Source organism: Catenulispora sp. MAP12-49 (assembly GCF_041262705.1).
GTDB lineage: Bacteria > Actinomycetota > Actinomycetes > Streptomycetales > Catenulisporaceae > Catenulispora.
In genome coordinates, this window is record NZ_JBGCCP010000071.1 from 1 (window position 1) to 21,583 (window position 21,583).

Annotated in this window: 24 protein-coding genes; 10 read left to right on the plus strand and 14 right to left on the minus strand. The window is 71.9% G+C overall.

The genetic code is table 11. The annotated features are described in order from the left end of the window. Nucleotides 1-205: 205 nt before the first annotated feature. Nucleotides 206-436, minus strand: coding sequence for a hypothetical protein (locus tag ABIA35_RS48590; protein WP_370362545.1), 231 nt, complete (start codon nucleotides 434-436; stop codon nucleotides 206-208). Nucleotides 437-838: 402 nt separating this feature from the next. Between ABIA35_RS48590 and ABIA35_RS48595 the strand changes: the two genes are divergently transcribed. Then, complete coding sequence (locus ABIA35_RS48595; protein WP_370340865.1) at nucleotides 839-1,234, plus strand: response regulator; 396 nt, start codon at nucleotides 839-841, stop codon at nucleotides 1,232-1,234. Nucleotides 1,235-1,289: 55 nt separating this feature from the next. Here ABIA35_RS48595 and ABIA35_RS48600 read toward each other — a convergent pair whose 3' ends face one another. The 3 genes from ABIA35_RS48600 to ABIA35_RS48610 form a co-directional block, all read right to left on the minus strand. Further along, nucleotides 1,290-2,309 (minus strand): SigB/SigF/SigG family RNA polymerase sigma factor, encoded by a 1,020-nt coding sequence (locus ABIA35_RS48600; RefSeq protein ID WP_370362546.1) that lies wholly within the window; start codon nucleotides 2,307-2,309, stop codon nucleotides 1,290-1,292. A 149-nt stretch (nucleotides 2,310-2,458) separates the two neighbouring features. Further along, nucleotides 2,459-2,956 (minus strand): ATP-binding protein, encoded by a 498-nt coding sequence (locus tag ABIA35_RS48605; protein ID WP_370362547.1) that lies wholly within the window; start codon nucleotides 2,954-2,956, stop codon nucleotides 2,459-2,461. Next, nucleotides 2,944-3,396: an ATP-binding protein gene (locus ABIA35_RS48610; protein WP_370340859.1), complete on the minus strand. Its 453-nt coding sequence runs from the start codon at nucleotides 3,394-3,396 to the stop codon at nucleotides 2,944-2,946. Before ABIA35_RS48610 ends, ABIA35_RS48605 begins: the two co-directional genes overlap by 13 nt. An 87-nt stretch (nucleotides 3,397-3,483) precedes the next feature. Here ABIA35_RS48610 and ABIA35_RS48615 point away from each other — a divergent pair, with 87 nt between their 5' ends. Further along, nucleotides 3,484-3,921, plus strand: coding sequence for an STAS domain-containing protein (locus tag ABIA35_RS48615; protein WP_370362548.1), 438 nt, complete (start codon nucleotides 3,484-3,486; stop codon nucleotides 3,919-3,921). Nucleotides 3,922-4,177: 256 nt separating this feature from the next. On the opposite strand, the gene ABIA35_RS48620 is transcribed toward ABIA35_RS48615, so the two are convergent. The 4 genes from ABIA35_RS48620 to ABIA35_RS48635 are packed head-to-tail and all read right to left on the minus strand — an operon-like array spanning nucleotide 4,178 to nucleotide 8,277. Continuing rightward, on the minus strand, nucleotides 4,178-4,825 hold the full coding sequence (locus ABIA35_RS48620; RefSeq protein WP_370340856.1) for a response regulator: 648 nt from the start codon (nucleotides 4,823-4,825) through the stop codon (nucleotides 4,178-4,180). Between the two features lie 25 nt (nucleotides 4,826-4,850). Continuing rightward, nucleotides 4,851-6,080, minus strand: coding sequence for a sensor histidine kinase (locus ABIA35_RS48625; RefSeq protein WP_370362549.1), 1,230 nt, complete (start codon nucleotides 6,078-6,080; stop codon nucleotides 4,851-4,853). 36 nt (nucleotides 6,081-6,116) lie between these two features. Then, on the minus strand, nucleotides 6,117-7,457 hold the full coding sequence (locus tag ABIA35_RS48630; protein WP_370362550.1) for an FtsX-like permease family protein: 1,341 nt from the start codon (nucleotides 7,455-7,457) through the stop codon (nucleotides 6,117-6,119). Between the two features lie 10 nt (nucleotides 7,458-7,467). Continuing rightward, nucleotides 7,468-8,277: an ABC transporter ATP-binding protein gene (locus ABIA35_RS48635; protein WP_370362558.1), complete on the minus strand. Its 810-nt coding sequence runs from the start codon at nucleotides 8,275-8,277 to the stop codon at nucleotides 7,468-7,470. A 180-nt stretch (nucleotides 8,278-8,457) separates the two neighbouring features. Here ABIA35_RS48635 and ABIA35_RS48640 point away from each other — a divergent pair, with 180 nt between their 5' ends. From ABIA35_RS48640 to ABIA35_RS48650, 3 genes are all read left to right on the plus strand, one after another. Then, nucleotides 8,458-8,880 (plus strand): DUF6542 domain-containing protein, encoded by a 423-nt coding sequence (locus ABIA35_RS48640; protein ID WP_370340853.1) that lies wholly within the window; start codon nucleotides 8,458-8,460, stop codon nucleotides 8,878-8,880. Continuing rightward, complete coding sequence (locus ABIA35_RS48645) at nucleotides 8,873-10,909, plus strand: LCP family protein (RefSeq protein WP_370362551.1); 2,037 nt, start codon at nucleotides 8,873-8,875, stop codon at nucleotides 10,907-10,909. The genes ABIA35_RS48640 and ABIA35_RS48645 overlap by 8 nt, the downstream gene beginning before the upstream one ends. Nucleotides 10,910-10,993: 84 nt before the next feature. Continuing rightward, nucleotides 10,994-11,542 carry a hypothetical protein gene (locus ABIA35_RS48650; protein ID WP_370340851.1) on the plus strand — a complete coding sequence of 183 codons (549 nt, stop codon included), beginning with the start codon at nucleotides 10,994-10,996 and terminating at the stop codon, nucleotides 11,540-11,542. Nucleotides 11,543-11,545: 3 nt separating this feature from the next. Here the strand turns inward: ABIA35_RS48650 and ABIA35_RS48655 are convergent, their stop codons facing one another. Then, on the minus strand, nucleotides 11,546-12,772 hold the full coding sequence (locus ABIA35_RS48655) for an MFS transporter (RefSeq protein ID WP_370362552.1): 1,227 nt from the start codon (nucleotides 12,770-12,772) through the stop codon (nucleotides 11,546-11,548). 83 nt (nucleotides 12,773-12,855) lie between these two features. Here ABIA35_RS48655 and ABIA35_RS48660 point away from each other — a divergent pair, with 83 nt between their 5' ends. Then, nucleotides 12,856-13,428 carry an ABATE domain-containing protein gene (locus ABIA35_RS48660; protein ID WP_370362553.1) on the plus strand — a complete coding sequence of 191 codons (573 nt, stop codon included), beginning with the start codon at nucleotides 12,856-12,858 and terminating at the stop codon, nucleotides 13,426-13,428. Nucleotides 13,429-13,699: 271 nt separating this feature from the next. Here ABIA35_RS48660 and ABIA35_RS48665 read toward each other — a convergent pair whose 3' ends face one another. Together ABIA35_RS48665 and ABIA35_RS48670 are read right to left on the minus strand one after the other, a co-directional pair. Further along, on the minus strand, nucleotides 13,700-15,058 hold the full coding sequence (locus ABIA35_RS48665; protein ID WP_370362559.1) for a recombinase family protein: 1,359 nt from the start codon (nucleotides 15,056-15,058) through the stop codon (nucleotides 13,700-13,702). Between the two features lie 307 nt (nucleotides 15,059-15,365). Next, nucleotides 15,366-16,667 carry a hypothetical protein gene (locus ABIA35_RS48670; RefSeq protein WP_370362554.1) on the minus strand — a complete coding sequence of 434 codons (1,302 nt, stop codon included), beginning with the start codon at nucleotides 16,665-16,667 and terminating at the stop codon, nucleotides 15,366-15,368. Between the two features lie 140 nt (nucleotides 16,668-16,807). Between ABIA35_RS48670 and ABIA35_RS48675 the strand changes: the two genes are divergently transcribed. From ABIA35_RS48675 to ABIA35_RS48690, 4 genes are all read left to right on the plus strand, one after another. Beyond that, nucleotides 16,808-17,338 (plus strand): helix-turn-helix domain-containing protein, encoded by a 531-nt coding sequence (locus tag ABIA35_RS48675; RefSeq protein ID WP_370362555.1) that lies wholly within the window; start codon nucleotides 16,808-16,810, stop codon nucleotides 17,336-17,338. Nucleotides 17,339-17,510: 172 nt separating this feature from the next. Further along, nucleotides 17,511-18,713 carry a cytochrome P450 gene (locus ABIA35_RS48680; RefSeq protein WP_370362556.1) on the plus strand — a complete coding sequence of 401 codons (1,203 nt, stop codon included), beginning with the start codon at nucleotides 17,511-17,513 and terminating at the stop codon, nucleotides 18,711-18,713. A 20-nt stretch (nucleotides 18,714-18,733) separates the two neighbouring features. Beyond that, complete coding sequence (locus ABIA35_RS48685) at nucleotides 18,734-18,937, plus strand: ferredoxin (protein ID WP_370340845.1); 204 nt, start codon at nucleotides 18,734-18,736, stop codon at nucleotides 18,935-18,937. 156 nt (nucleotides 18,938-19,093) lie between these two features. Further along, nucleotides 19,094-19,963, plus strand: coding sequence for a serine protease (locus ABIA35_RS48690; protein ID WP_370362557.1), 870 nt, complete (start codon nucleotides 19,094-19,096; stop codon nucleotides 19,961-19,963). Between the two features lie 59 nt (nucleotides 19,964-20,022). Here ABIA35_RS48690 and ABIA35_RS48695 read toward each other — a convergent pair whose 3' ends face one another. The 3 genes from ABIA35_RS48695 to ABIA35_RS48705 all read right to left on the minus strand — a co-directional run bounded on the left by ABIA35_RS48695 (nucleotide 20,023) and on the right by ABIA35_RS48705 (nucleotide 21,302). Beyond that, nucleotides 20,023-20,358: an RNA polymerase-binding protein RbpA gene (locus ABIA35_RS48695; RefSeq protein WP_370340843.1), complete on the minus strand. Its 336-nt coding sequence runs from the start codon at nucleotides 20,356-20,358 to the stop codon at nucleotides 20,023-20,025. 147 nt (nucleotides 20,359-20,505) lie between these two features. After that, nucleotides 20,506-20,709: a cold-shock protein gene (locus ABIA35_RS48700; RefSeq protein ID WP_012786113.1), complete on the minus strand. Its 204-nt coding sequence runs from the start codon at nucleotides 20,707-20,709 to the stop codon at nucleotides 20,506-20,508. 161 nt (nucleotides 20,710-20,870) lie between these two features. Next, complete coding sequence (locus ABIA35_RS48705) at nucleotides 20,871-21,302, minus strand: winged helix-turn-helix transcriptional regulator (RefSeq protein ID WP_370340842.1); 432 nt, start codon at nucleotides 21,300-21,302, stop codon at nucleotides 20,871-20,873. Nucleotides 21,303-21,583 lie beyond the last annotated feature (281 nt).

A 21,583-nucleotide genomic window follows, 5' to 3' on the forward strand; every position in this document is an offset into this window, starting at 1 on the left:
CCGAAGGGCCAAACCTTCATCGTCCGAGCAGCACCGCTCCAGAGAACTCCCCTACAACGAGCCCCCTTCGCGTTCAGGACACACAGCCGTAAAAAACGCCTGTGACTATCAGCCCACAAACAAACCCGCAACCAGCCACACATCAGTCAGGGGCGCCTGAGAAAACGGCGCGGCTGCCGGGTACGGCGACGGCAGCCGCGCCGGCTCAGCGGGCGGCCTCCCGGTCCGTCCACGTCTTGATCGCGAGCAGCCGCTGCCTCAGGGCCTCGGTGTCCTCGACGGATTCGGCGGCTTCGACCGCTTCGTCACCGCGGCCGGCCCCGGCGCCGGCGGCGTCCGGCGCCTCGGGCAGCCCGTCGGTCGGGACGCCGTGCGCCATGAAGAAGCCCTCGGCGGTGTTGCGCGCCAGGGTCACGGCGACCCGGGGATCGCTCACGAAAGTGCTCTGTACGTGCCCGCCACACGCCGTCCAGGTACGCGCGGTCCGCGTCGCTGAAGCGCGGCGGCGGGGGCGTGGCCGCGGCGCCGCCGATGCGACCTGTGGTGCGCGGATCGGCACGCCCGCTCTCGATGAACTTGCCGACGCGCGTGGACAGTCCGCCGAAGGTGCCCGCGGCCGAGGTGCGCCGGCCGGCGGGACCGAGGAACAGCATCGCCGCCGCGGCGGCGAGGACGACCAGGACGATGATCACAGTGACGGCCACGACGACCCCTCCCGAGCCCGGCCCGGTGCCGGAACACCCGCCGTTACCCGGTTCGGCATCGGCCAATCCGAGACCTCAGAGCCCGGATTCGAATCAGAGTTCTCAAAAGGCTGGCGACAGCGGAGTATGGAGGGATGGCGCACCCTGCCGAACCTCGCTTCGACGGCGAGAAGGTCCTGATCGTGGACGACGACCCGCGCGGGGCCTTCGCGCTCGGCAGCGCGCTCAGTGCCCGCGGCCTGACGATCGTGCGGGCCGCCAGCGGCAGCGACGGCCTGCACGCGGTCGAGCACGACCCGACGATCCGCGCGGTCCTGATGGACGTCACGATGCCCGGTCTGGACGGCTACACCACCGCGGCCCGCATGCGCGAGCTCGACCACGGCGCGGCCACCCCGATCATCGCGGTGACGTTCGAGGCCACGGCCGCCGACCAGGCCAAGGCGCTGGCCGCCGGGATGGACGCGCACGTGCCCAAGCCGGTGGACGTCACGCGGCTGCTGCGGGTGCTGGCGGAGCTGATGGACTAGACGGACTAGACGGACTGGATCGACTAGGCGGACGGGCCGGACCGCGGCCCGCCCCTCACTTCCTGCCGTCCGCCTTGCCGGGCTCCTCGCCGTCGTCCACCAGCACCGCGTCGCGCAGCGTGCTCAGGATCCGCGTGAGATAGCGCGAGACCTGCATCTGCGACACGCCGAGCTCGGTCCCGATCTGGCTCTGCGTCATGCCGCGGAAGAAGCGCATAAGCAGGATCCGCTTGTCCTTCTCCGGGAGCGCGGCCAGCAATGGCTTGAGCGCTTCACGGTCGACGACCCACTCGTAGGCGTCATCGTCCACGCCGAGCGTCTCGCCCAGGCTCGCGCCCTGCTCGTCGCCGGGCACCAGCGGACGCTCCAGGGAGGTGGCGCTGTAGGCGGCCGAGGCGTCGAAGGCCTCGACGATCTCCTCCGGCTGCGCGCCGAGGTGCTCGGCCAGTTCGGCGATCGTCGGGGAGCGGCCCAGGCGGCGCTCCAGCTGCTCGGCCGGGGCGCCGTGCAGGGCCAGGCTGAGCTCCTGCATGCGGCGCGGGACGTGGACGTCCCAGGTGGAGTCGCGGAAGTAGCGCTTGATCTCGCCGGCCACCATCGGGGTGAGGTAGCCCAGGAACGCCGTGCCGCGCGCGGGGTCGAAGTTGTCGACCGCCTTGATCAGCGCCAGGTACGCCACCTGCTCCAGGTCCTCGGCGGTGTCCGCCGGGACGCTGAAGCGCGAGGCCACGTAGCGCGCGTAGTTCATGTGCTCGGCGATCAGCTCGTCGCGCAGGGCCCGGTGGCTCGCGCTGTCCGGCTCGCACTCCGCCAGCAGCTCGAAGCGGCGGTGGATCTCCGCACGGTGCTCGGCGCGGTCCCGCGGCGCGCCGCCGAGCCGCGGGGAGGGGATGCTCGGCAGGGGGATGTCGGTGTCCTGGTCGGGCAGCCGGCGGTCGGCCCGCACCGCGCGCGGCGCGGCTGGTGCAGCCGGTGCGGCCGGCACCGGCTGGGGCGCCGGGGTCGGGGCGGGAGCCGGAGCCGGTGCGGGAGCGGGAGCCGGGCCCGGGACGGCCTGCGCGGCGGCCGGCCCCATCTGCCCCGACTGACCCGCCTGACCTGCCTGACCTGCCTGACCTGCCTGACCCGCCTGCCCAGCCTCAGCCGCCGAGCGCACCGCATCGCCGTCGTGCCCGGGACCGCCGCGGCCGGACGCAGCCGGACCGGGACCGCTCCCCCGAGTGCTCACCGCACCCCCGCCCGGGCCGTGCCGTCCGGTCCTGGCCCGCCGTGACCTGCCGCGCGCTTGACGATGTCGACCCGGACGCGGCCCTCCTCCTCGGCCCACTGCAGGTCGTCGACCAGGGCCGCCAGCAGCGACCAGCCGAAGCCGCCGACCTGCGGCTTGGAGCCGGGCCTGGCCTCGGCGGACACGGTCAGCGACAGCCCGGCCGGACTCAGGCGGAAGACGCAGTCCAGCTCCTCGCCGATGGCGTCCACCTCATCCGGGAGCAGCAGCAGGCCGCAGGCCTCGTCGACGGCCAGGCGCCAGTCGCCCATCTCGGCCATCGAGAACCCGGCGCGCACGCCCAGGTGCCCGGCCGCCGAGCGGACCAGCACCACGTAGTCGCGTTCGGCGGGGATGCTCAGCGTCACCGGGACACGGCCGTCCGTGCCCGCGCGGCCGCCGTCGGCACCCGCGCCCACGCCGGCCTCACCACCCACACCGCTTACGCGCTCCATACGTCCTGCTCCCCTTTCCACAGCGACCCCTGTGAGCCCGCCCCAGCCGGTACCGCGGCTCGCGGCCCGAGTCGGCACCATACGGCCTTTCCGCCGCCGTCCTCGACCGCGACCCCCCAGGCCTGGGCCAATCGCACCACGATGGCCAGGCCCTGGCCGCCGAAACCGCGCTCGGCCGGCGGGATGAGCCGGGGCAGGCCCGGACCGTGGTCGTGGACCCGGATGGTCAGCGTCCCGTCCCGCAGCTCCAGGGCCAGGCGCATCTCGGTCCCGGCGTGCCGGACGGCGTTCGTGACCAGCTCGCTGACCACCAGCGCGGCGTCGGTGACGAAGTCCTCGGCGTGCCAGCGCAGGCAGGTCTCGGTCAGGAAGGCCCGGGCGCCGGCCGGCGCGGAGGGCCCCGGCTCCAGGTGCGTGTGGGCCGTCCGGCGCGACGTCATCGAGCCAGATTCCCAGCCGTGAGCCGACCCGATATCGTCGGTAGCGATCCGGGATCACGCGGGCTGGGTGGGAAAACAGGAGGCATCATGGCGGTCGAGGGCTTCTCGGTCGAGGTCGACAGCGACCCGGACCGGGGCGGAGCCGCCGCGGTGTCCGGGGACGTCAGTGACGGCAGGGACGGCAGGGACGGCAGGGACGGCAAGGACGGCGGGGCCGGCAAGGACAGCGGGGCCGTCACGGTCACCGTGGCCGGCGACGTGGACCTGGCGGCGGCGGACACCCTGTGGAGCGTGCTGGACGAGTACGTGCGCCCCGGGGCGCACGTCGTCGTGGACTGCTCGCGGGTGGCGTTCCTGGACTCCATGGGCCTGCGCACGCTGATCCGCGCCCAGCACAAGGCCGGCGCCTCGGACGCGCGGCTGACGCTGGCCGCGCCCTCGGAGGCGGTGCTCCGGGTGCTCCAGCTGGCCGGCGTCGCCGACCTGTTCGTGCTCGACATCAGCGGGAGCGGCAGCGGACGCTGACCGTCGGTCATCGCCACCCCTTCCTCGCGTCCGATCCGTCGGCAACCGCGAACACCGCTACCCGTTCCACCGGATCCAAACTCGATCTGCGGCGCCGGGCCCATTGTCATGCATTCGACGTGCCCAAACATAGCCCAGGGAGAGGAAAAACCCGCGACTTCGGAACCGGCTTGAAGCACGGTGGCCGGTAAGAGTCCCGTTCCGCCTGCACATGAAGCTGCACGGGACATCCCCTCCGAACGGTCCCGGGGAGGATTCAGGCCGCGTCGAGGAAGGCCAGCACGGCCAGCACCCGGCGGTTGCCGTCCAGATCCGGCAGCAGCCCGAGCTTGGCGAAGATGGTGTTGATGTGGTTGCTGACCGCCTTCTCGGTGATCACCAACCGCGCCGCGATACCGGCGTTGGCGTGCCCTTCGGCCATCGCGGCCAGCACTTCGCGCTCGCGCGGCGTCAACGCGCCGAGCCGCTCGTCGCGGGAGCGGCGGGCCAGCATCTTGGCCACGACCTCGGGGTCCATGGTGGTGCCGCCGCCGGCGACGGTCCGCACCGCGTCCAGGAACGAACGCACGTTCGAAACGCGGTCCTTCAGCAGATACCCGATGGCCCCGGCACTGTCGGACAGGAGCTCGCGGGCGTACAGCGGCTCGACGTGCTGCGACAGGATCAGCACCGGAAGACCCGGCAGCCGGCGGCGGGCCTCCAGAGCAGCCGCCAGGCCCTCGTTCCGATACGTCGGCGGCAGCCGGATGTCGGCCACGGCCACGTCCGGCCGCTCCGCGACCAGCGCGTCGACCAGGTCCGGGCCGGTCTCGACGGCCGCGACGACCTCGAAGCCGTGGGCGGAAAGCAGCCGGACCAGGCCGTCCCGCAGGAGGGCTTGGTCCTCGGCCAGCACTACGCGCATTCGACGTCCCTCACTCACACAGCCCTCACTCGCACGGCACCTCCAGCCGCACCGTGGTCGGCCCGCCGACCGGGCTGTCCACGGCCAGGCCCCCGTCGAACGCCGCCAGCCGCCGCCGCACGCCGGCCAGCCCCAGCCCGCCGTCCACGTCCGCGCCCCCGGAGCCCTCGTCCCACACCTCGGCGACCACGCGGTCCTCGCGGCGGAACACGTCGATGCGGGCGCGCGGCGCGCCGCTGTGCTTCAACACGTTCGCCAGCGCCTCGGCGATCCCGAAGTACAGAGCCGACTCGCGAGGGGCCGGCAGCCGCTCTGTCGGATACAGCTCGCAGCGCACCTCCACCGGGATCGGCGAGGCGTAGGCCAGGGCCCGCAGCGCGTCCCCCAGGCCGCGCTCGGCCAGCACCGGCGGCAGGATCCCGCGGACCAGCGAGCGCAGCTCGGCCAGCGCGGCGCCGCTGTGCTCGCGGGCCTCGGCCAGCAGCGCGACCGCCTCGTCGGGGTTCTCGCGGATCAGGTCCTCGGCCATGCCCAGGCTCAGCCCGACCGCCGCCATCCGGGCCTGGGCCCCGTCGTGCAGGTCGCGCTCGATGCGGCGCATCTCGGCCTCGGCGTCGTCGCTGACCCGCTCGCGGGTCACGGTCAGGGTGCTGATCCGCTCGCCGACATCGGTCGGCGCCAGCAGCCGGCGGGCCCACAGCGCCTGCGCCCGGATCAGCGCGGGGCCCGCGAACGGCGCCAGCACCAGCGCCGGGAGGCCGAAGCCCAGGCCGAACCACCAGAAGAGGTCATCGCTCAGCGCGAGCCCCGGGATCGAGACCAATCCGACCACGCCATAGCCGACGAGCGTCAGCGGCAGCAGTCCCAGCGCCATGCCGACCGGGATGTTCGTGATCATCCACAGCAGGTCGCGCCAGGTCGCCGGGTCGCCGAGCAGCCAGCGCAGCCGGCCGCGGCCCGCCCGGGGCAGGTAGGGCGCCTGGATCTCGACGCCGCTCCAGCGCGCGGCGATCCGCCGCTCCCAGTTCGCCAGGCCCCGCACCGCGCGCATCACCGGCGGCACCAGCACGCCGCCGCCGATCGGCATCAGGCCCAGCGTCAGCGCCGCCGCCACCAGCAGCGGGATCCCCGCCAGCAGCGACACCGGGGCGAGCACCAGGCCCCGGCCGGCCGCCACGGCGGTCGGCCAGGCACGCTGGCGCCAGGCGCCGGCTCCACCTCCGGCCACCCGCGACAGCCCGGCCATCCCCGTCATCCCAGTCGTCCCTTCGTGCGTCGCCATTATCGGGCCCTACCCGCCCATCGCGGCGAGCGCGGGCACGTTCAGCACCCGCCGGGCCGCACCCAGACTCGCGGCCAGAGTCAGCACCGTGACGCTCACGGCCACCGCGAAGAACACCCACAGGCTCTGCTGCGGCATCAGGTGGCCGGTCTTGGCGTAGCTGAACGGGATGACCCCGGCCAGCGCCGCCAGCGTGCCGAAGACCAGGCCGGCGATCAGGATCGCGCACGTCTCCCAGCCCAGCGAGCGCCGCACCTCCCCCGGCGTGTCGCCGATCAGGCGCCGCTGCCCGAACTCCCGGCGGCGGTGCAGCGTCGTGGCCACCGCGATGTTCGCCACGACCACCGCCGCGAACAGCGCGATCATGCCGACCACCAGGAAGCTGAGAGTCTGCACGCCCTTGTCGTCGGCGGACATCGCGATGTGCTGCGCGCGGTTGGCGTCGTCCTGGATGAACTGCTGGTACAGCGCGCCGTTGGCCAGCGCGACGAACAGGATCACCGGCATCAGGATGCCCGCGGCCTGCCGGGAGTGCCGGCGCAGTTCGGCCTCGGCCAGGTAGCCGCCGCCGCGGCGCATCAGCGGGCCCAGGACCGCGACGGCGGCCCGGATCAGGGCCGGGGCCAGCAGAGCCAGCCCGATGCCGGTAAGAATGCAGGCCTGGCCGGCGGTGGACATGGTGGCGTAGCCCTGGTTCTTCATCAGGGTCGCGCTCATCACCCCGGCGTCCAGGCCGAGCGCGATGAACACGATCCCCGCGATCTTGCGCTTGCGCGACATCCCGGTGTCCTCGGTCGCGGCGGAGACCAGCGCGGTCGCCGTGCTCTGATTCGCGGCGCGGCGCCCGGCCACGATCGCGGCCACCAGGGCGGCCAGCGCGATGTCGCCGAGGCCGATCGCCAGGGTCGTGGCGCCGAACTTCAGGCCGACTCCGTCCGAGACCTGGTGCGTGGACTTCAGCGTGGCCAGGACGGTGTGGCCGACGGCCATGCCGGCCGGCACCGCCGGGATCGCGGCCGCCGCCAGCAGCACCGCGGTCTCGGTCATGATCATGCGGCGGATCTGCCGGGGCAGCGCGCCGGCCGCCTTGAGCAGCGCGATCTCCTTCTCCCGCTGCTGGACCGCCAGGCTCAGCGTCGCGGCGGTGCCGAAGGCGATGATCAGGGCGCCCCAGCCGCCGATGACCAGGGCCATCGTCTGCAGCGCCGAGCGGTCGGCCTTGGCCAGGCCCGGGGTGCTGCCGGTCTCGTACAGGGAGGCGAAGCCGGTAAGGATCGCGCCGCCGAGGAACAGGTTCAGGAAGGAGGCGAGGTAGGCCGCGCGGCGGTGCCGCAGGTTGCTCAGGCTCACGGTACGCATGTCAGGCCGCCGATCCGGTGTAGCGGCGCGCGGAGCCCGCGCCCTGCCCGACGCCCTGGCCGGCGCCTTGCCCGGCGCCGGAGGGACGGAACGCGGCCATCCGCGCCGCCACCCCGGCGGCCTGCGGCGCGCGCATCTCGTCCACGATCCGGCCGTCGGCCAGGAACAGCACGCGGTCGGCGTAGGCGGCGGCGACCGGGTCGTGCGTCACCATCACCACGGTCTGCCCGAACTCCCGCACCGACTCGCCGAGCAGCATCAGCACCTCGGCGGCGCGGGCCGAGTCCAGCGCGCCGGTCGGCTCGTCGGCGAACAGCAGCGCGGGCCGGTTCACGACGGCCCGGGCGATCGCGACCCGCTGCTGCTGGCCGCCGGACAGCTCGGCCGGACGGTGGTTCAGCCGGTCGCCGAGGCCGATCCGCTCCAGCAGGGCGCGGGCGCGCTCCCGGTCCGCCTTGGTCATCGGGGTCCCGGCGATCCGCGCCGGCAGCAGCACGTTCTGCCAGACGGTCAGCGTCGGCAGCAGGTTGAACGCCTGGAACACGAAGCCGATGCGGCCGCGCCGGAAGCGCGTGGCGGCGGTCTCGTCGGAGGTGTCCAGGTCCTGGCCGCCGATCAGGATCCGGCCGGAATCCGGGCGCTCCAGACCGGAGGCGCAGTTGAGCAGGGTGCTCTTGCCCGAGCCGGAGGGACCCATGACGGCCGTGAAGGTGCCGTAGGGCAGACCGAGGCTGACCTGGTCCAATGCGGCGACCTTCACCTGGCCGCCGAACGTCTTGCTCACTGATTCCAGACGCAGCGCGTCTTCCATAACTGTCATGTGATCCAGACTCGCGCGGAGCGTGCGCGGAATCAGGGGTGCTATCACCTGTCTTCGCAGGGGACCTAAGTCGACCCCGGGGACCAATCGTCCGATCAGCTGATGAGTGCGGCATCAGACACTTCCCGGTCTTATCCCACCACTGACGCCCAAGATGTGAGGATGTGCCACATGCCTCACAGCCCCGGCACTCACGGCACCTCCGGCACAGGACACCGGGCGCCCGCCAGACGCGGCCGATCGCAGCCGGTCACGGCCGGTCGCGTCACGGTGCTGCTCGTGCTCGCGCCGGCGATCGGGATGTTCTTCGGCGGCGTGGTGTTCGCGGTCCTGTGCGCGGGGGCCGCCTCGCTGGCGGCGCTGCGGGTGCGGCCGGCCGGGCTGTGGTGGGTGCTGCCGCTGGCACCGATGGCGATCTGGGCGATGTGCGTGGGCCGCGAGCTCTTCGACGTGTCCGGATCGGGCAGCAGGCAGGCGGTCGCCGTGGCGCACGGCATGATCGACGCCTTCCCGCCGATGGCGGTGACGCTGGCGGCCACCGTGGCCGTCGCGCTGTTACGCCGGGTCGCCCGCCGGAGGTCGGCCCGTGCCTGACCGCACTCCGCCGCCTGACCGAAATCAGCCACCTGACCGAAATCAGCCGCGGCGGCCGAGGCCGCAGCCGCCGTACGACCTGTCCCCGCGCGCGCCGGGCTCGCGTCCGCAGGACGACCTGCGCTACTGGAGCCCGCGGCCGCAGCAGCCGCCGCGCGCGACCGGTCGGCCCGGTCAGCCAGGCCGACCCGGCCAGCCATGGTCCGGCCACGGCGAGCGCCGGGAGCGTCCCGAGCGGCGCCAGCCCCCCTCGCCGCGCCGGCGCCGCCTCACGGTCGCGGCCCGCACCCTGGCCTGCACCGCCTCGGCCGCGATCCTCCTGGCCAGTGCCGCGACCTGGGCCGCGTACCACAATCTGACCTCCGGCCTGTACACCTCCGACGCGATCAACCAGATCCGCTCCGGCGAGAAGGGCTACGTCGCCCCGCACCTGGACGGCTCGGTCAACCTGCTGCTGATCGGCCTGGACTCGCGCAAGGACATGAACGGCAACGACCTGCCGACCGACTTCGTCGAGCAGGAACTGCACGCCGGCTCCTCCGACATCGGCGGCTACAACGCCAACGTCCTGATCTTCATGCACATCCCGGCGGACGGCGGCCGGGTGACCGCGTTCTCCATCGCCCGGGACGACTACGTCGAGGAGCCCGGCGGCACCTCGGCCGTCGGCGACATCCCGGACCTGGGCATGCACAAGATCAAGGAGGCGTACGGCCGGGCCAAGCAGATCGCGGTGGACCGGCTGAAGGCCTCCGGCATGACCGACCAGGCCCAGATCGAGAAGATCAGCCGCGAGGTGGGCCGGGAGTCCACGATCCGGGCCGTGCAGCTGCTCACCGGCGAGCACGTGGACCACCTGGCCGAGATCAACCTGCTGGGCTTCTACGACGTGGCCCAGGCCGTGGGCCCGATCGAGGTCTGCCTGAACCACCCGGTGGACGACCCGATCGAGGACGGCGCCGGCACCGGGCTGAAGCTGCCGGCCGGCCACTCGCTGCTGGACGCGCCGACCGCGCTGCAGTTCGTGCGCCAGCGCTTCCACCTGCTGCGCGGCGACTTCGACCGCAACCGGCGCCAGCAGGCGTTCCTGGCCTCGGTGATGCACAAGCTGAAGTCCGAGGGCGTGATCGGCGACCTGGGCAAGATGCAGGCGCTGTTCGACGTGGTGAAGAAGGACGTGGTCATCGACGACTCCTGGGACGTGCTGGACTTCGCCGCCCGGGCGCAGAACCTGACCGACGGCGACGCCGACTTCCGGGAGCTGCCGATCACCGGGCAGCCGGTGCTGCCCGGCGACGGCTCGGTCAACACGGTGGACCCGTTGCAGATCCGGCAGATCGTGATGACCGGGTTCGGCGACGCCAAGGAGTTCGCCGACGAGATGGCGCAGGACGCTGAGAACAACGGGGATCCGGGCTCCGCGCTCGGGCCGCAGTCCCTGACCGAGGGGAGCGCCGGGCTCGGGCAGGGCCGTTCGGTGCTGCCGGAGCAGCAGGGCGGGGCGGGCCTGCCGGCCGGTTCGCCGCAGCTCGCCGGCGGCACCCCGGCCCTGCCGCCGCTGCCGGCCGCCCGCGGCGCGGGCACCGGCATGCGCCCGGCCGCGATCGCGCCCACGGACACCCACACCGTCGTCGACCTCTACAACGCGACCGCCAGGAGCGGCCTGGCCACCTCGGTCGGGGACTGGCTGGCCGCGTCCGGCTGGCCGGTGGACAAGACCAGCGGCGCGGCCGCGCAGAGCCACAGCACGATTGTGTACGGCAGGGGCGCCGCGAAGGCCGCCGGACAACTCGCGGCCGCCCTCGGCCTGCAGGCCGTGCCGGCGCCCTCGGCCCGCACCGCGGCCGGCCATGTGCTGATCAGACTGGGGGCCGACTACACTCCGCCCGGTGGCCCCCAGCCCCCGGCACCGAGCGACACGGCCGGATCGGGCCCGGCGGATCCTGCGAACCCTGATCCTTCCGGCACCCAGGATCCGGCGGACTCCTCCGGCATCGCCATGGACAACGGGATCACCTGCGTGAACTGATCCCGCTCGCCGGTGCGCGGCGCCGACGAACGGCGCCGTCCCCGTCGGGCGTCGCCCCCCTGCCGACAGGAGAGCCCGAGCCCGATGAGCCCGACGAACCCGCTGGACCGCGCCAAGCACCTGCACTACGAGCACATCCCGCACCCGCACATCACCGCGCGGCACGCCAACGGCCCGGTGAAGGTCGCCGACCAGCACCGCACCGACAACGCGTTCACCCGGTTCAACACCCGGGCCGCGCTGCTCATCACCAAGGCCGTGGGCTCGATGTGGTGCGCGTACCTGTTCGCCGCCTTCGACATGATCAGCCTGCCCTCGGCCATCCGCGGCGGCGCCTCGACGATCGTGGCGTGGGTCGCGCAGACCTTCCTGCAGCTGGTGCTGCTGTCGGTGATCATGGTCGGGCAGAACGTGCAGGCTGCCGCCGCCGACGCGCGCAGCGAGGCGACGTACCACGACGCCAGCGCCACCCTGCACGAGGCCGCGCAGTTGCAGGAGCATCTGGCGGCGCAGGACGCGCTGCTGACGCGGATAGCGGCGCATCTCGGGCTGAACCCGGTGCCGGTGATCGACATGGGGTCGGAGGCGCACGGCTGCCCGGCGCCGAACGGCGGCGCGGCCGACGGCGTCTGAGCATCAGCCCCTTCGGCGCGCCAAACACAGCGCCAGCGCGAGACCGCCCAGGACGGCGACGATCCCGCAGACCCCCTGCCATCCGAAGGACGAATACGCCCGCACCCCGAGCCACGACCCCGCACTGCCGCCGAGGAAGGCGCAGGTCATATACGCGGTGTTCAGGCGCGCACGCTCTCGGGGCCGCAGCGCGAAGATGCGCGCCTGGTTCGCGACCTGGCCGGACTGCATCGCGACATCGAGCGCGAGCATGCCGACGGCCAGACCGGCAAGCCCGAGCACTCCGCCGAGGGCACCGAGCACCAACACGGCCGCGGCGGCCAGAACCCCGAGCAGGCAACGGAGATTCACCGCGTCCGGCCCCCACCGGTCGGTGGCACGGCCGGCGCGCGGCGTCGCCAGCATGCTTCCGGCACCGACCAGCGCCAGCACGCCGACCGCAGGCGTGCCGAGGCGGTACTCGGGGCCGGTGACGTGCAGCGCCAGCGCGGTCCAGGCCGCGGTGAACGCCGCGAACACCAGGACCTGGTACTGGCACGAGCGCCGGAGCAGCGGTTCGGTTCTCATCAGGCGCACCGCCGCGGCCAGGAGCTTGGGGTAGCGCTCGGCGGTGCTGGGCGTCGTCGTCGGCAGGAACGCGGCCATCGCCATCGCCAGCGCCAACACTGCGGCGGCCGCCAACAGATACGGCGCGCGCCAGCCGAGCCACTGGCCGAGGGTGCCGGAAAACGTGCGGGCCAAAAGGATTCCGCCGATCAGCCCGGACAGCAGGGTCCCGGTCACCTCGCCCCGGCGTTCGGGCTCGGCGAGGCCGGCGGCCATGGGGATCAGGATCTGCGGGACGACGGTGGTCAGACCTATCAGGGTGCTGGCTACGGCGAGGACCGGCAGCGTGGCCGCGGTTCCGGCGAGCACCAGCGCGACGGCCGTGAGCAGCAGCAACGTGGTGACCAGGCGGCGGTGGCGCAGGCGGTCGCCGAGCGGGACGAGCAGGAAGATGCCGGCCGCGTAGCCGAATTGGGAGCAGGTGGTGACGAGCGCGGCGGAGCTCTTACTCGTGTTCAGGCCGGTGGCTATCAGTGGACTGATGGCCTGCGGGAAGTAGATGTTCGCGACGGCGACGCCGCACGCGAGCGACAGCAGCAGGGTCAGCGGCCGGCTCAGGGCCGGTTTCAGGGCGGGGGCGGAGTCGGGGTCGGGTGCTGGTACTGGTGCGACGAGTGCGGACAAGAGTCACCTCGCGGGAACCGGTTTAAAGGGTTCCGTCAATGTACACCAGTCAAACTGGTTCCGATCGGGGTACGCTGGGGGGCATGTCAGAGTTCCGCACAGGTTCCGGCAGGCTGAGCCTGGATTTCATCCGCACCCTGAGATGGCGCGGAACTGAGGACGCGGTCGAGGAACTCGCCACGCCCGAGGATCTGGTCGCCTGGATTCGGCTTCTCGGCCCTTTTGACGCGGACATGGCAATCACCGCGCCGCCGCCCGCCACACTGCGCCTCGCGCGCCAGACCCGCGAAGCCGTCTACGCGCTTCTGAAGGCAGCCCGTGCCACGAGCCCAGCCGATTGCCCGCCCGAAGCCCGAAGCTTGCTGAACAAGGCGGCCTCGGCGCCGCCCCCGCACCCGCTCCTAGACGAACACGGCGCCCTGACCCACACCGCGGCCGACCCCGTCGCCGCGATCCTGTCGACCATCGCCCGCGACGCCGTGGATCTGGCGACCTCGCCACTGCTGCCCCGCGTGCGCGACTGCGCCGGGCCGAACTGCGGCGCCTGGTTCCTGGACACATCCCGCCCCGGCACCCGCCGCTGGTGCTCGATGGACCGCTGCGGCAACCAGGCGAAGAAGAGCACCTGGCGCACCAAGCACCCGGGGGCAGGGTGACGACCCCCGCGCGCCACCCGGCCCCCGGAGATCATGGGCCGGCGCTCAGCCGCCGGTGATGCGATGCCCGCGCGCGACTACCGGCAACCAGCGCCGGCACCAGCGGCCGACAATCAGCAACTGGCAACAGCCGCCGGTAACCAGCCTGCCGCCCTGCCGCGCTGCCGCCCGCCCCGCCGCCGATGATCAAGACCTGAGCGCCCGACCACCACCGACCAAGAACGGGCACCAAGCCGCCAGTCCCAGCCGCCGCCAACTGCCCCGCCCCGTCCTACAGCGGATGCGGCACCAAAGCGATCCGCCCCGGGTCGAACACTCCCCGGCTCGTCGTCTTCGGCCCGACGCGGATCACCGTGTACAGGAACCGCAGCACCTCCGCGCGGCGCCGGAGCGGTACGCGGGGCCAGTCCTGGCCGGCGTCCGGGCCGGTGACTATGCCGTCGATCGCGGAGGCCGAGCGGACCACCACTCCGCCGTGGATGTCGCCGAAGGCGGCGTGTTCGGGGTCGTGCGGGGAACGGGTGTCCGGGCGGCGGTTGCCGACCATCGGGAGGGAGGCCACGCGGGCCACGTCCCATTCCTGGAGGATGCGGATCGCGTCCTGCTGGACGTGCCGTTCGAAGGAGGTCGCGCCGATCGAGCGGGCGCATGCCTCGGGCGGCTGGTTGCGGGTCGAGGCGCAGGCGTACATGCGGTAGCCGCCGACGACCGAGCCGACCATGCTGTGGCCGCAGGCCATGCACTCGACCAGGCCGGTGAGGAGGTAGCCCGAGCGGCCGGCGCCGGTGCGGCCGGTGTTGGGGCGGGGGGCTGCCTCGGCGCGCAGGGTGTGGACGCGTTCCCACTCCTCGATGCTGACGCAGGGTTCCCAGGCGCCGAGCATGTAGTCGCCGTCGTCGGTGCGGACCTGGCCGCGGAAGACGCGGATGCCGGCGTAGCGGGGGGCGTCGAGGATGCGGCCGACGCCGCCGACCGTCCAGGCCGAGCCCAGGGCGGTCGGGACCTTGCGATCGTTCAAGTCGAAGGCGATGGCGCGCAGGGTCTGCCCGTCGAGGAAGCGCGCGAACACCTCGCGCACCACTTTCGATTCGTCCGCGATCGGCTCGCCCATGCCCGCCTCGTAGCCGAAGGCTCGGCGTCCGCCGCCGTGGGGGCGGCCGGCGAGGGCGGCACCGCGGTGGGCGGCGCGCGAGGCGCGTGACACCGCCTGCGCGGCGCGGCAGGCCACCGAGGCGCGGTCGATCAGGGTGCGGCGCTGCGCCGGGTCGGCCAGGTCCCACTCGTCGCCGACGCTGTGCAGCACGATCCCGTTGCGCTCGCTGGCGTTCAGCAGCCGCACCAGGTCCAGGGCGCGGTGGCGCAGCAGGGAGCCGGGCGCGTAGAGAATCAGGTCATTGATCTTCTTGCGCTCCACCGCCGCCAGCGTCGCCGTCCATCCCGGCTTGACGCCCTTGGTCTTCCACACCGTGCGGACGGCGTCGGCCTGAACCGCCGCGGGCGCCACGCGCAGCCGGCGTGACCGCGCGTACTCGCGGCATTTCAGCTCACGGACGTCGACAGTGCTCTGATCGTCATCGTCGATGTGCGGTACGCAGCAGTAGATACCCGCCGCGAACAGCGGCTCTCGCATGTCAACCACACAGGGAATCTACTACGCTGCATAGGAGATGGGGAGGGTGACTTGATGAGAACCCAGGTCACAGCTTGTTAACGTGAACGATCCGGGCCCTGTCGGTCACATGGCGTGAGAGCCCGCGGACGCGCACGCGCACAGCCGCCTGGAGCCCCGCCTCCGGGACCCTCGAACGAATTCCCTATCGGAACCGCCCTATCTCGCGCAGCACTTTACACCCGCGTGAGTAACTCGTATGCCCCCTCTCACAGACGCGTTTTTGACCAGTGCCGAGAATTCTTAAGAAATCGTGAAGCCCTCGGATTCAGCTTCTCCGCCCCCGCATTCCGGTGAAGATCCGCTTGCCCCGCGGGGCGTCCGCGCCGAGCCAGCGGACGATGTCCTCGACGACCGCCGGGTCGACGTTCGCCGGGACCGCGTACTCGGCCGGCGTCGAGGGCCCGGTGCCCGGCGCGAACATGTGGTTGTCGGCGGCGTGGACGCGGATCTCCACATCGGCCCGGCCGCCGAGGCCGGCCCGCCACAGTGCGAGGTCGTCGGCCTCGGTGACCTGGTAGTCGCGGCCGCCCTGCAGGATCAGCATCGGCTGGGGCAGTTCCCGGGCGGTGGCCACGGGATCGTAGGAGCGAAGGTCCAGCCAGTACGCGCCGGAGTAGCCGAGCGGGAGGTCCTCGGTCGCGGTGGAGGACGACAGGTCGGGGCTGTCGACGTTCGCGGCCTGCTGCTCGATCACGGCCACCGTCTCGGCCGGGACCAGGCCGAGGGTCGCCAGGTGGCGCACGGTGCGCACCACCGCGCGCTGCATCGGCACGGCGTCGGCGGCCAGGAGCACGAGTCCAGCGATACCCGGTTCCGCCGAAGCGATTCGCGGCGCCATCTTGGCGCCCATGCTGTGGCCGACGATGTGGATCCGGTCCGGGGCGATCTCAGGGTTCTGCCGCAGCTGCCGGAACGCGTCGCGGGCGTAGGGCAGATACTCGTCGGCGGCCGTGAACTCGGGCATCTCGGCGAGGACCTCGCCGTGCACCGCGCTCACCTTGTCGAAGCGCAGGCTCGCCACCCCGCTGCCGGCCAGGCCCCACGCCAGGTCCTTGAGCGGCTTGAGCGGACCGGCGCTGCCGTCGCGGTCGAAGGGGCCGCCGCCGGACAGCAGGATCGCGGCCGGGAAGGGGCCGGCGCCGCGCGGCATGGTCAGGGTGCCGGGGACCGCGAGCGGACCCTCGCCCACGACGACTTCGTGTTCCACGAACCGCTTCGGGGCGGCGTAGGGCGGCGGCGTCCACTCCCCGGGCGCGGCCAGGCGCAGACCGTGCAGGAGCCCGTCTCCGGCCGTGGCGATGACGACCGTGAGGTCGCCCTTGGCGAAGCTCACCGGGACGCTCACGCGCGTCAGACCGCCGTCGATGGCCTCGGTCTGCGGGGCGCCGAGCCCGGCAAGATCGCCGAGCGGGCCGGCCTCGGAGGTCCAACCGGCCCGGACCGCGTCGGCGGACACCACCGCGCGCAGGCCCGGGGCGAAGAGTGCTTCGATGTCCGCCCACCGGCTCTGGCCGGCCAGCTCGACGAACCGCGCGGCGAGCGCGGCCGGGTCAGTGATCGCTTCCATGACTCCCCCTGGGTTCCCTGCGGCTGTGCTTCTTATGCGGTCCGTGCTGCTTGCCTTGCGGCCGAGGTTCTTGTCCCGCGGTATGAGGTTCTCACCTTTCGCATCTTTGAGAAAGGTAGCATTCATGAGATCGTTGGTCCATGGACTCGCTGAGACTGCTGGCGCACCCGGTCCGCCTGCGCATCATCCACGCCTTGCGCGGCGACCGCATCCTGACCGCCGGCGCGTTGTGCGACCGGGTCGGCGACGTCTCCCGGGCCACGGTGTACCGGCACCTGGACCTGCTCACCGAGGCCGGGGTGCTGGAGGTCGCCGAGGAGCGGCGGGTGCGCGGCGCGGTCGAGCGCCACTACCGCCTGCGCGCCGAGCGCGCCGGCATCGACACCGAGCAGATCGCCGCGCTGACCAAGGACGACCATCGCGTGGGCTTCGCCGCGGCGACCGCCGCGCTGCAGGCCGAGTTCGCGGCCTACCTCGAGGATCAGGACTCTGATCCGGCGGCCGATCTGGTCGGCTACCGGCAGCACGCGGTCTGGCTCAGCCGCGAGGAGCTGCGGACGCTGATCGAGGGGCTGCGCGCGGCGATCCTTCCGGCCCTGCACAACGAGGCGACGGCGGAGCGGGCTCAGTACCTGTTGAGCCCCATTCTCTTCCCTATCGACCAGTCCTGATACCAGGAGGGTCATTTGCCCTCGTCAAACGACTGAGATACAGCTCTCCCCCGGTTCATGCCGTTTCAACCCTCGATCCGACCCTTTATTCATCACCATGCGTGAGTTAGGCTGACCGACAGTTAGTTAGCGTGCCAAAGCTAACTTGTGCCACCTGGAAAGGATCAGGCGTATGACTCTCGCGGACCAGCCGACCGAAGTCCTCGCCGTCCCCGCCGAACGCGGAGCCTGTCCCTTCGACCCGCCGCCCGCCTACGACCGCGCCCGCGAACACGACCCCGTCGCCCCGGTGAAGCTGTTCGACGGCACCACCGCGTGGATGCTCACCCGGCACCAGGACGTCCGGGCCGTGCTGCAGGACCGCCGGTTCAGCGCCGACGGCACCAAATCCGGATTCCCGTTCCTGAGCCCCGGACGCCGCGAGCTGGCGACCGGGAGCATCACCTTCATCAGGATGGACGACCCCGAGCACGCCCGGCTGCGCCGCATGCTCACCTCGGACTTCATCATCAAGCGGGTCGAGGAGATGCGGCCGCAGGTGCGGGCGATCGCGGTGGAGCTGCTGGACGCCATGACCCGCGGCCGCGACCACGCAGACCTGGTCGCCGAGTTCGCCCTCCCGCTGCCCTCGCTGGTGATCTGCCTGCTGCTGGGCGTCCCGTACGAGGACCACGCCTACTTCCAGAAGTGCAGCGGCACCCTGCTGAACGCCTCCTCCACCGGCGAGCAGGTCCACCAGGCCCGAGAGGACCTGAACAGCTACATCAAGCAGCTGGCCGAGTCCAAGCGCGACAGCCGCGACGAGGACATCATCAGCCGTCTGATGCACCGTGAGGACCTCTCCCCCGACGAGGTCGCCCGGATGGGCACCCTGCTGCTGGTGGCCGGGCACGAGACGACCGCCAACATGACGTCCCTGTCGATCCTGACGCTGCTGCGCGATCCGGAGCAGATGGAACGGCTGCGCAACGACAACAGCCTGATCCGCGGCGCGGTCGAGGAGCTGTTGCGCTACCTGTCGATCGTGCACACCGGGCTGCCCCGGGTCGCGACCGAGGACGTCGAGGTGAACGGCCGCACGATCCGGGCCGGCGAGGGCGTGCTGCTGATGATCAACACGGCCAACCGCGACGCCGAGGCGTTCCCCGACGCCGACGCCCTGGACGTCGGCCGCGACGCCCGCCGGCACCTGGCCTTCGGCTTCGGCGTGCACCAGTGCCTTGGCCAGCCGCTGGCCCGCGCCGAACTGCAGATCGCGCTGGACGTGCTGCTCAACGGACTGCCGAACCTGCGACTGGCCGTACCGTTCAAGGAGATCCCCTTCCGCCACGACATGCTCATCTACGGCGTGCACAAGCTGCCGATCGCATGGTGAGCCCGGACAGGAGCGTCAAGATGCGGGTCGAGGCCGACCGGGGCAAGTGCATGGGCGCCGGGATGTGCGCGCTGAACGCGCCGGAGGTGTTCGACCAGGACGAGGACGAGGGCCTGGTCGTGGTGCTCGACCCCGAGCCGCCGGCCCAGCGGCGGTTCGCGGTGCGCGACGCGGCGAATCTGTGCCCCGCGTCGGCGATCAGCCTGGTCGAGGACGAGGGCTGACACCGGACGGCCGGACCGCCGCCGCGGCGGCGGTCCGGCCGCGGTGATCTCTTTGCGGCGTTTATATCAGGACCCGTTGACACTTGCCGGATTCGTTCCTAATCTCCGCGACGTGCCAATAGGCGCATGCCACCACCCTCGCCCCATGGAGATCCCATGCTCAAGCGAACCGCGGCGATGTTCGCCGCGGCGGCCGTGACCATCACGGCCGCCCTCACCCTGACCGCCGGTACCGCGGCCGCCGGCACGGCGAAAGCCGGCCCGGCCACCGCGCCGCACCCGGCGGCGGTCCACGTCACGCTGGCGAGCACCATCGCGCTGGACGACTGCTCGGCCTCGCTCGTGCGCTACCCGTCCTCGCAGGCCGGCGACCGCGCCCTGATGCTCACCGCGGGGCACTGCTTCGAGGGCGGCATGCCCTCGGCCGGCCAGGTCCTGCAGAACGTGCCCAGCGACCGCTCCGGGACGCTCCTGAACGGCTCCGGCGGCGAGCTCGGCACCGTGCAGGCCGACAAGCTGCTCTACGCGACGATGACCAACACGGACATCTCCGTGTACGAGCTCACGCAGACCTTCGCCGCGCTGCAGAGCCAGTACGGCGTCACGCCGCTCACCATCTCGGCGAGCCACCCGGTCAGCGGCGACACCATCGCCATACCCTCGGCCTACTGGGACCGGACCTGGAGCTGCACCCTGAACGGGTTCGCGGCCACGGTCGAGGAGGACCAGTGGACCTGGCACGACTCGCTGCGCTACGGCCGGACCGGCTGCGCCGTCATCGGCGGCAGCTCCGGCTCCCCGGACGTGGACACCAGCACCGGCCAGGTCGTCGGCGTGAACAACACGATCAACGAGAACGGCCAGAAGTGCACGCTGGACAACCCGTGCGAGGTCGGCTCGAACGGCACCATCACCTACCGGCGCGGCCAGGGATACGGGCAGGAGACCTACTGGGTCACCACCTGCCTGAACGCCTCGCGGGCGATCGACCTGACGGTCTCGGGCTGCCTGCTGCCCAAGCCGTGAAAAGCAGCCGGGCCCCTGCCGCCCTCGGCGGCAGGAGCCCGGCTCGCACTACAAGCGCGTCAGCGTCCTTGACGGAGCTTGGCCAGCGCCTCGGCGAGCAGCTTCTCGCCGTCGGCGTCGCTGCGCCGCTCGCGGACGTAGGCCAGATGGGTCTTGAACGGAGCCGCCGTCGCTGCCGGCGGCGGGTTGTCCCGGTCCAGTCCCGCGGGCTGACCGCAGGTCTGGCACTCCCAGGTCTCCGGCACGACCGCCTCGGCGGCGAACACCGCCGGGGTCGAGTGGCCGTCGGCACACCAGAAGGTCACCACGACGCGCTCGACTGAATTACCACGATCGGACTCGCCCATCGGGCCGGCGCCGATCCTGCTTCCACGGATTCCACTGCTGCGTGACATAGCCAGCCTCCCCGGACTCGAAGCGTCCCGGCGGTCACCTCGAACGGACTGCCGAGTGCGCCTGACCATCACACCAGAAGAACTCCCGGGCCCCACCCCTTCCAGGGAAGGAGGCGGGGCGCCGGGGTTCAAGCCGGCGTCAGCGCCTTACAGGCCGCGGACGTCCTCAGCCTGCGGGCCCTTGGGACCCTGGGTCACGTTGAACTCCACCGCCTGGTTCTCTTCCAGGTTGCGGTAGCCGCTGCCGCTGATCGCGGAGAAGTGGACGAAGACGTCCGGGCCTCCACCATCCTGCTCGATGAAGCCGAAGCCCTTCTCGCCGTTGAACCACTTGACTTTGCCGGTTGCCATGAATCTCCTCGATACCGCGGCCACACCCACCTGTTGGGACGTGTGCGCCAGCCAACTATGACACGACCACCCGCCCGCGACCTACCACTAATCGTCCAGGTCGCAGACGCGACCCGGAAAGAGTGCCGCGAATGGGACACCGATCCCGCCATGCGGACGAACTATGCCTGTCCGTCATAGCGGTGCCGCGCTGCCTGGACCGAGTTGATGTACTGCTCGGCCCAGTCGCGCACGGCGTTCAGCGGCTCACGCAGCGTCCGGCCGAGCTCCGTGAGACTGTACTCGACCTTCGGCGGCACCGTCGGGTACACGGTGCGTTTCACAAGCCCGTCGCGCTCCAGACTGCGCAGCGTCTGGGTCAGCATCTTCTCGCTGACACCGTCGATCGCGGAGCGTAGCTCGCTGTAACGGCGCGTACCGTCCCCGAGCGCCACGACGATCAGGACCGTCCACTTGTCGGCGATGCGGTCCAGCGCGGCCCGCGACGGGCACGGGGCGCTGTAGACGTCGGCGGGCTTGCCGTCGGGAAGCCAGGACAACGGAGTCCGGCCCGGAGAGCCGGGGCGGGGACGTCGGACGCGGGGTGCCGGCATGCCGGGAACGTTAGCCCAGAAGGCGTCCGTCGGCCCACAGCCGGCGCGTGTCCGGGGGCAGCACCCGGCCGAACACGTGGTCGGCGAAGTGCCCGCCGGCCAGGAATCACCGAGGCGTCCATCCAGCCTTCGCCGTCGGGGAGGTAGGTGACGGTGGTGCGGCCGACGGCGGTTTGTGAGCGTTCTGGATCCTGTTGCCCATTGTGTTGTTGGGGTGGTGTGGGTGTGAGGGTGCTGTCAGGCTTGATGGTGCGGCCGGTTTCTTCCCTGTCCCCGGTCGT

Coding starts and splice junctions, on each gene's coding strand:
- ABIA35_RS48595 (WP_370340865.1), top strand. CDS start 839: ATGGCGCACCCTGCCGAACCTCGCTTCGACGGCGAGAAGGTCCTGATC.
- ABIA35_RS48600 (WP_370362546.1), bottom strand. CDS start 2,309: ATGGGGCCGGCCGCCGCGCAGGCCGTCCCGGGCCCGGCTCCCGCTCCC.
- ABIA35_RS48605 (WP_370362547.1), bottom strand. CDS start 2,956: ATGGAGCGCGTAAGCGGTGTGGGTGGTGAGGCCGGCGTGGGCGCGGGT.
- ABIA35_RS48610 (WP_370340859.1), bottom strand. CDS start 3,396: ATGACGTCGCGCCGGACGGCCCACACGCACCTGGAGCCGGGGCCCTCC.
- ABIA35_RS48615 (WP_370362548.1), top strand. CDS start 3,484: ATGGCGGTCGAGGGCTTCTCGGTCGAGGTCGACAGCGACCCGGACCGG.
- ABIA35_RS48620 (WP_370340856.1), bottom strand. CDS start 4,825: ATGCGCGTAGTGCTGGCCGAGGACCAAGCCCTCCTGCGGGACGGCCTG.
- ABIA35_RS48625 (WP_370362549.1), bottom strand. CDS start 6,080: ATGACGGGGATGGCCGGGCTGTCGCGGGTGGCCGGAGGTGGAGCCGGC.
- ABIA35_RS48635 (WP_370362558.1), bottom strand. CDS start 8,277: ATGGAAGACGCGCTGCGTCTGGAATCAGTGAGCAAGACGTTCGGCGGC.
- ABIA35_RS48640 (WP_370340853.1), top strand. CDS start 8,458: ATGCCTCACAGCCCCGGCACTCACGGCACCTCCGGCACAGGACACCGG.
- ABIA35_RS48650 (WP_370340851.1), top strand. CDS start 10,994: ATGAGCCCGACGAACCCGCTGGACCGCGCCAAGCACCTGCACTACGAG.
- ABIA35_RS48660 (WP_370362553.1), top strand. CDS start 12,856: ATGTCAGAGTTCCGCACAGGTTCCGGCAGGCTGAGCCTGGATTTCATC.
- ABIA35_RS48665 (WP_370362559.1), bottom strand. CDS start 15,058: ATGCGAGAGCCGCTGTTCGCGGCGGGTATCTACTGCTGCGTACCGCAC.
- ABIA35_RS48670 (WP_370362554.1), bottom strand. CDS start 16,667: ATGGAAGCGATCACTGACCCGGCCGCGCTCGCCGCGCGGTTCGTCGAG.
- ABIA35_RS48675 (WP_370362555.1), top strand. CDS start 16,808: ATGGACTCGCTGAGACTGCTGGCGCACCCGGTCCGCCTGCGCATCATC.
- ABIA35_RS48680 (WP_370362556.1), top strand. CDS start 17,511: ATGACTCTCGCGGACCAGCCGACCGAAGTCCTCGCCGTCCCCGCCGAA.
- ABIA35_RS48685 (WP_370340845.1), top strand. CDS start 18,734: ATGCGGGTCGAGGCCGACCGGGGCAAGTGCATGGGCGCCGGGATGTGC.
- ABIA35_RS48690 (WP_370362557.1), top strand. CDS start 19,094: ATGCTCAAGCGAACCGCGGCGATGTTCGCCGCGGCGGCCGTGACCATC.
- ABIA35_RS48695 (WP_370340843.1), bottom strand. CDS start 20,358: ATGTCACGCAGCAGTGGAATCCGTGGAAGCAGGATCGGCGCCGGCCCG.
- ABIA35_RS48700 (WP_012786113.1), bottom strand. CDS start 20,709: ATGGCAACCGGCAAAGTCAAGTGGTTCAACGGCGAGAAGGGCTTCGGC.
- ABIA35_RS48705 (WP_370340842.1), bottom strand. CDS start 21,302: ATGCCGGCACCCCGCGTCCGACGTCCCCGCCCCGGCTCTCCGGGCCGG.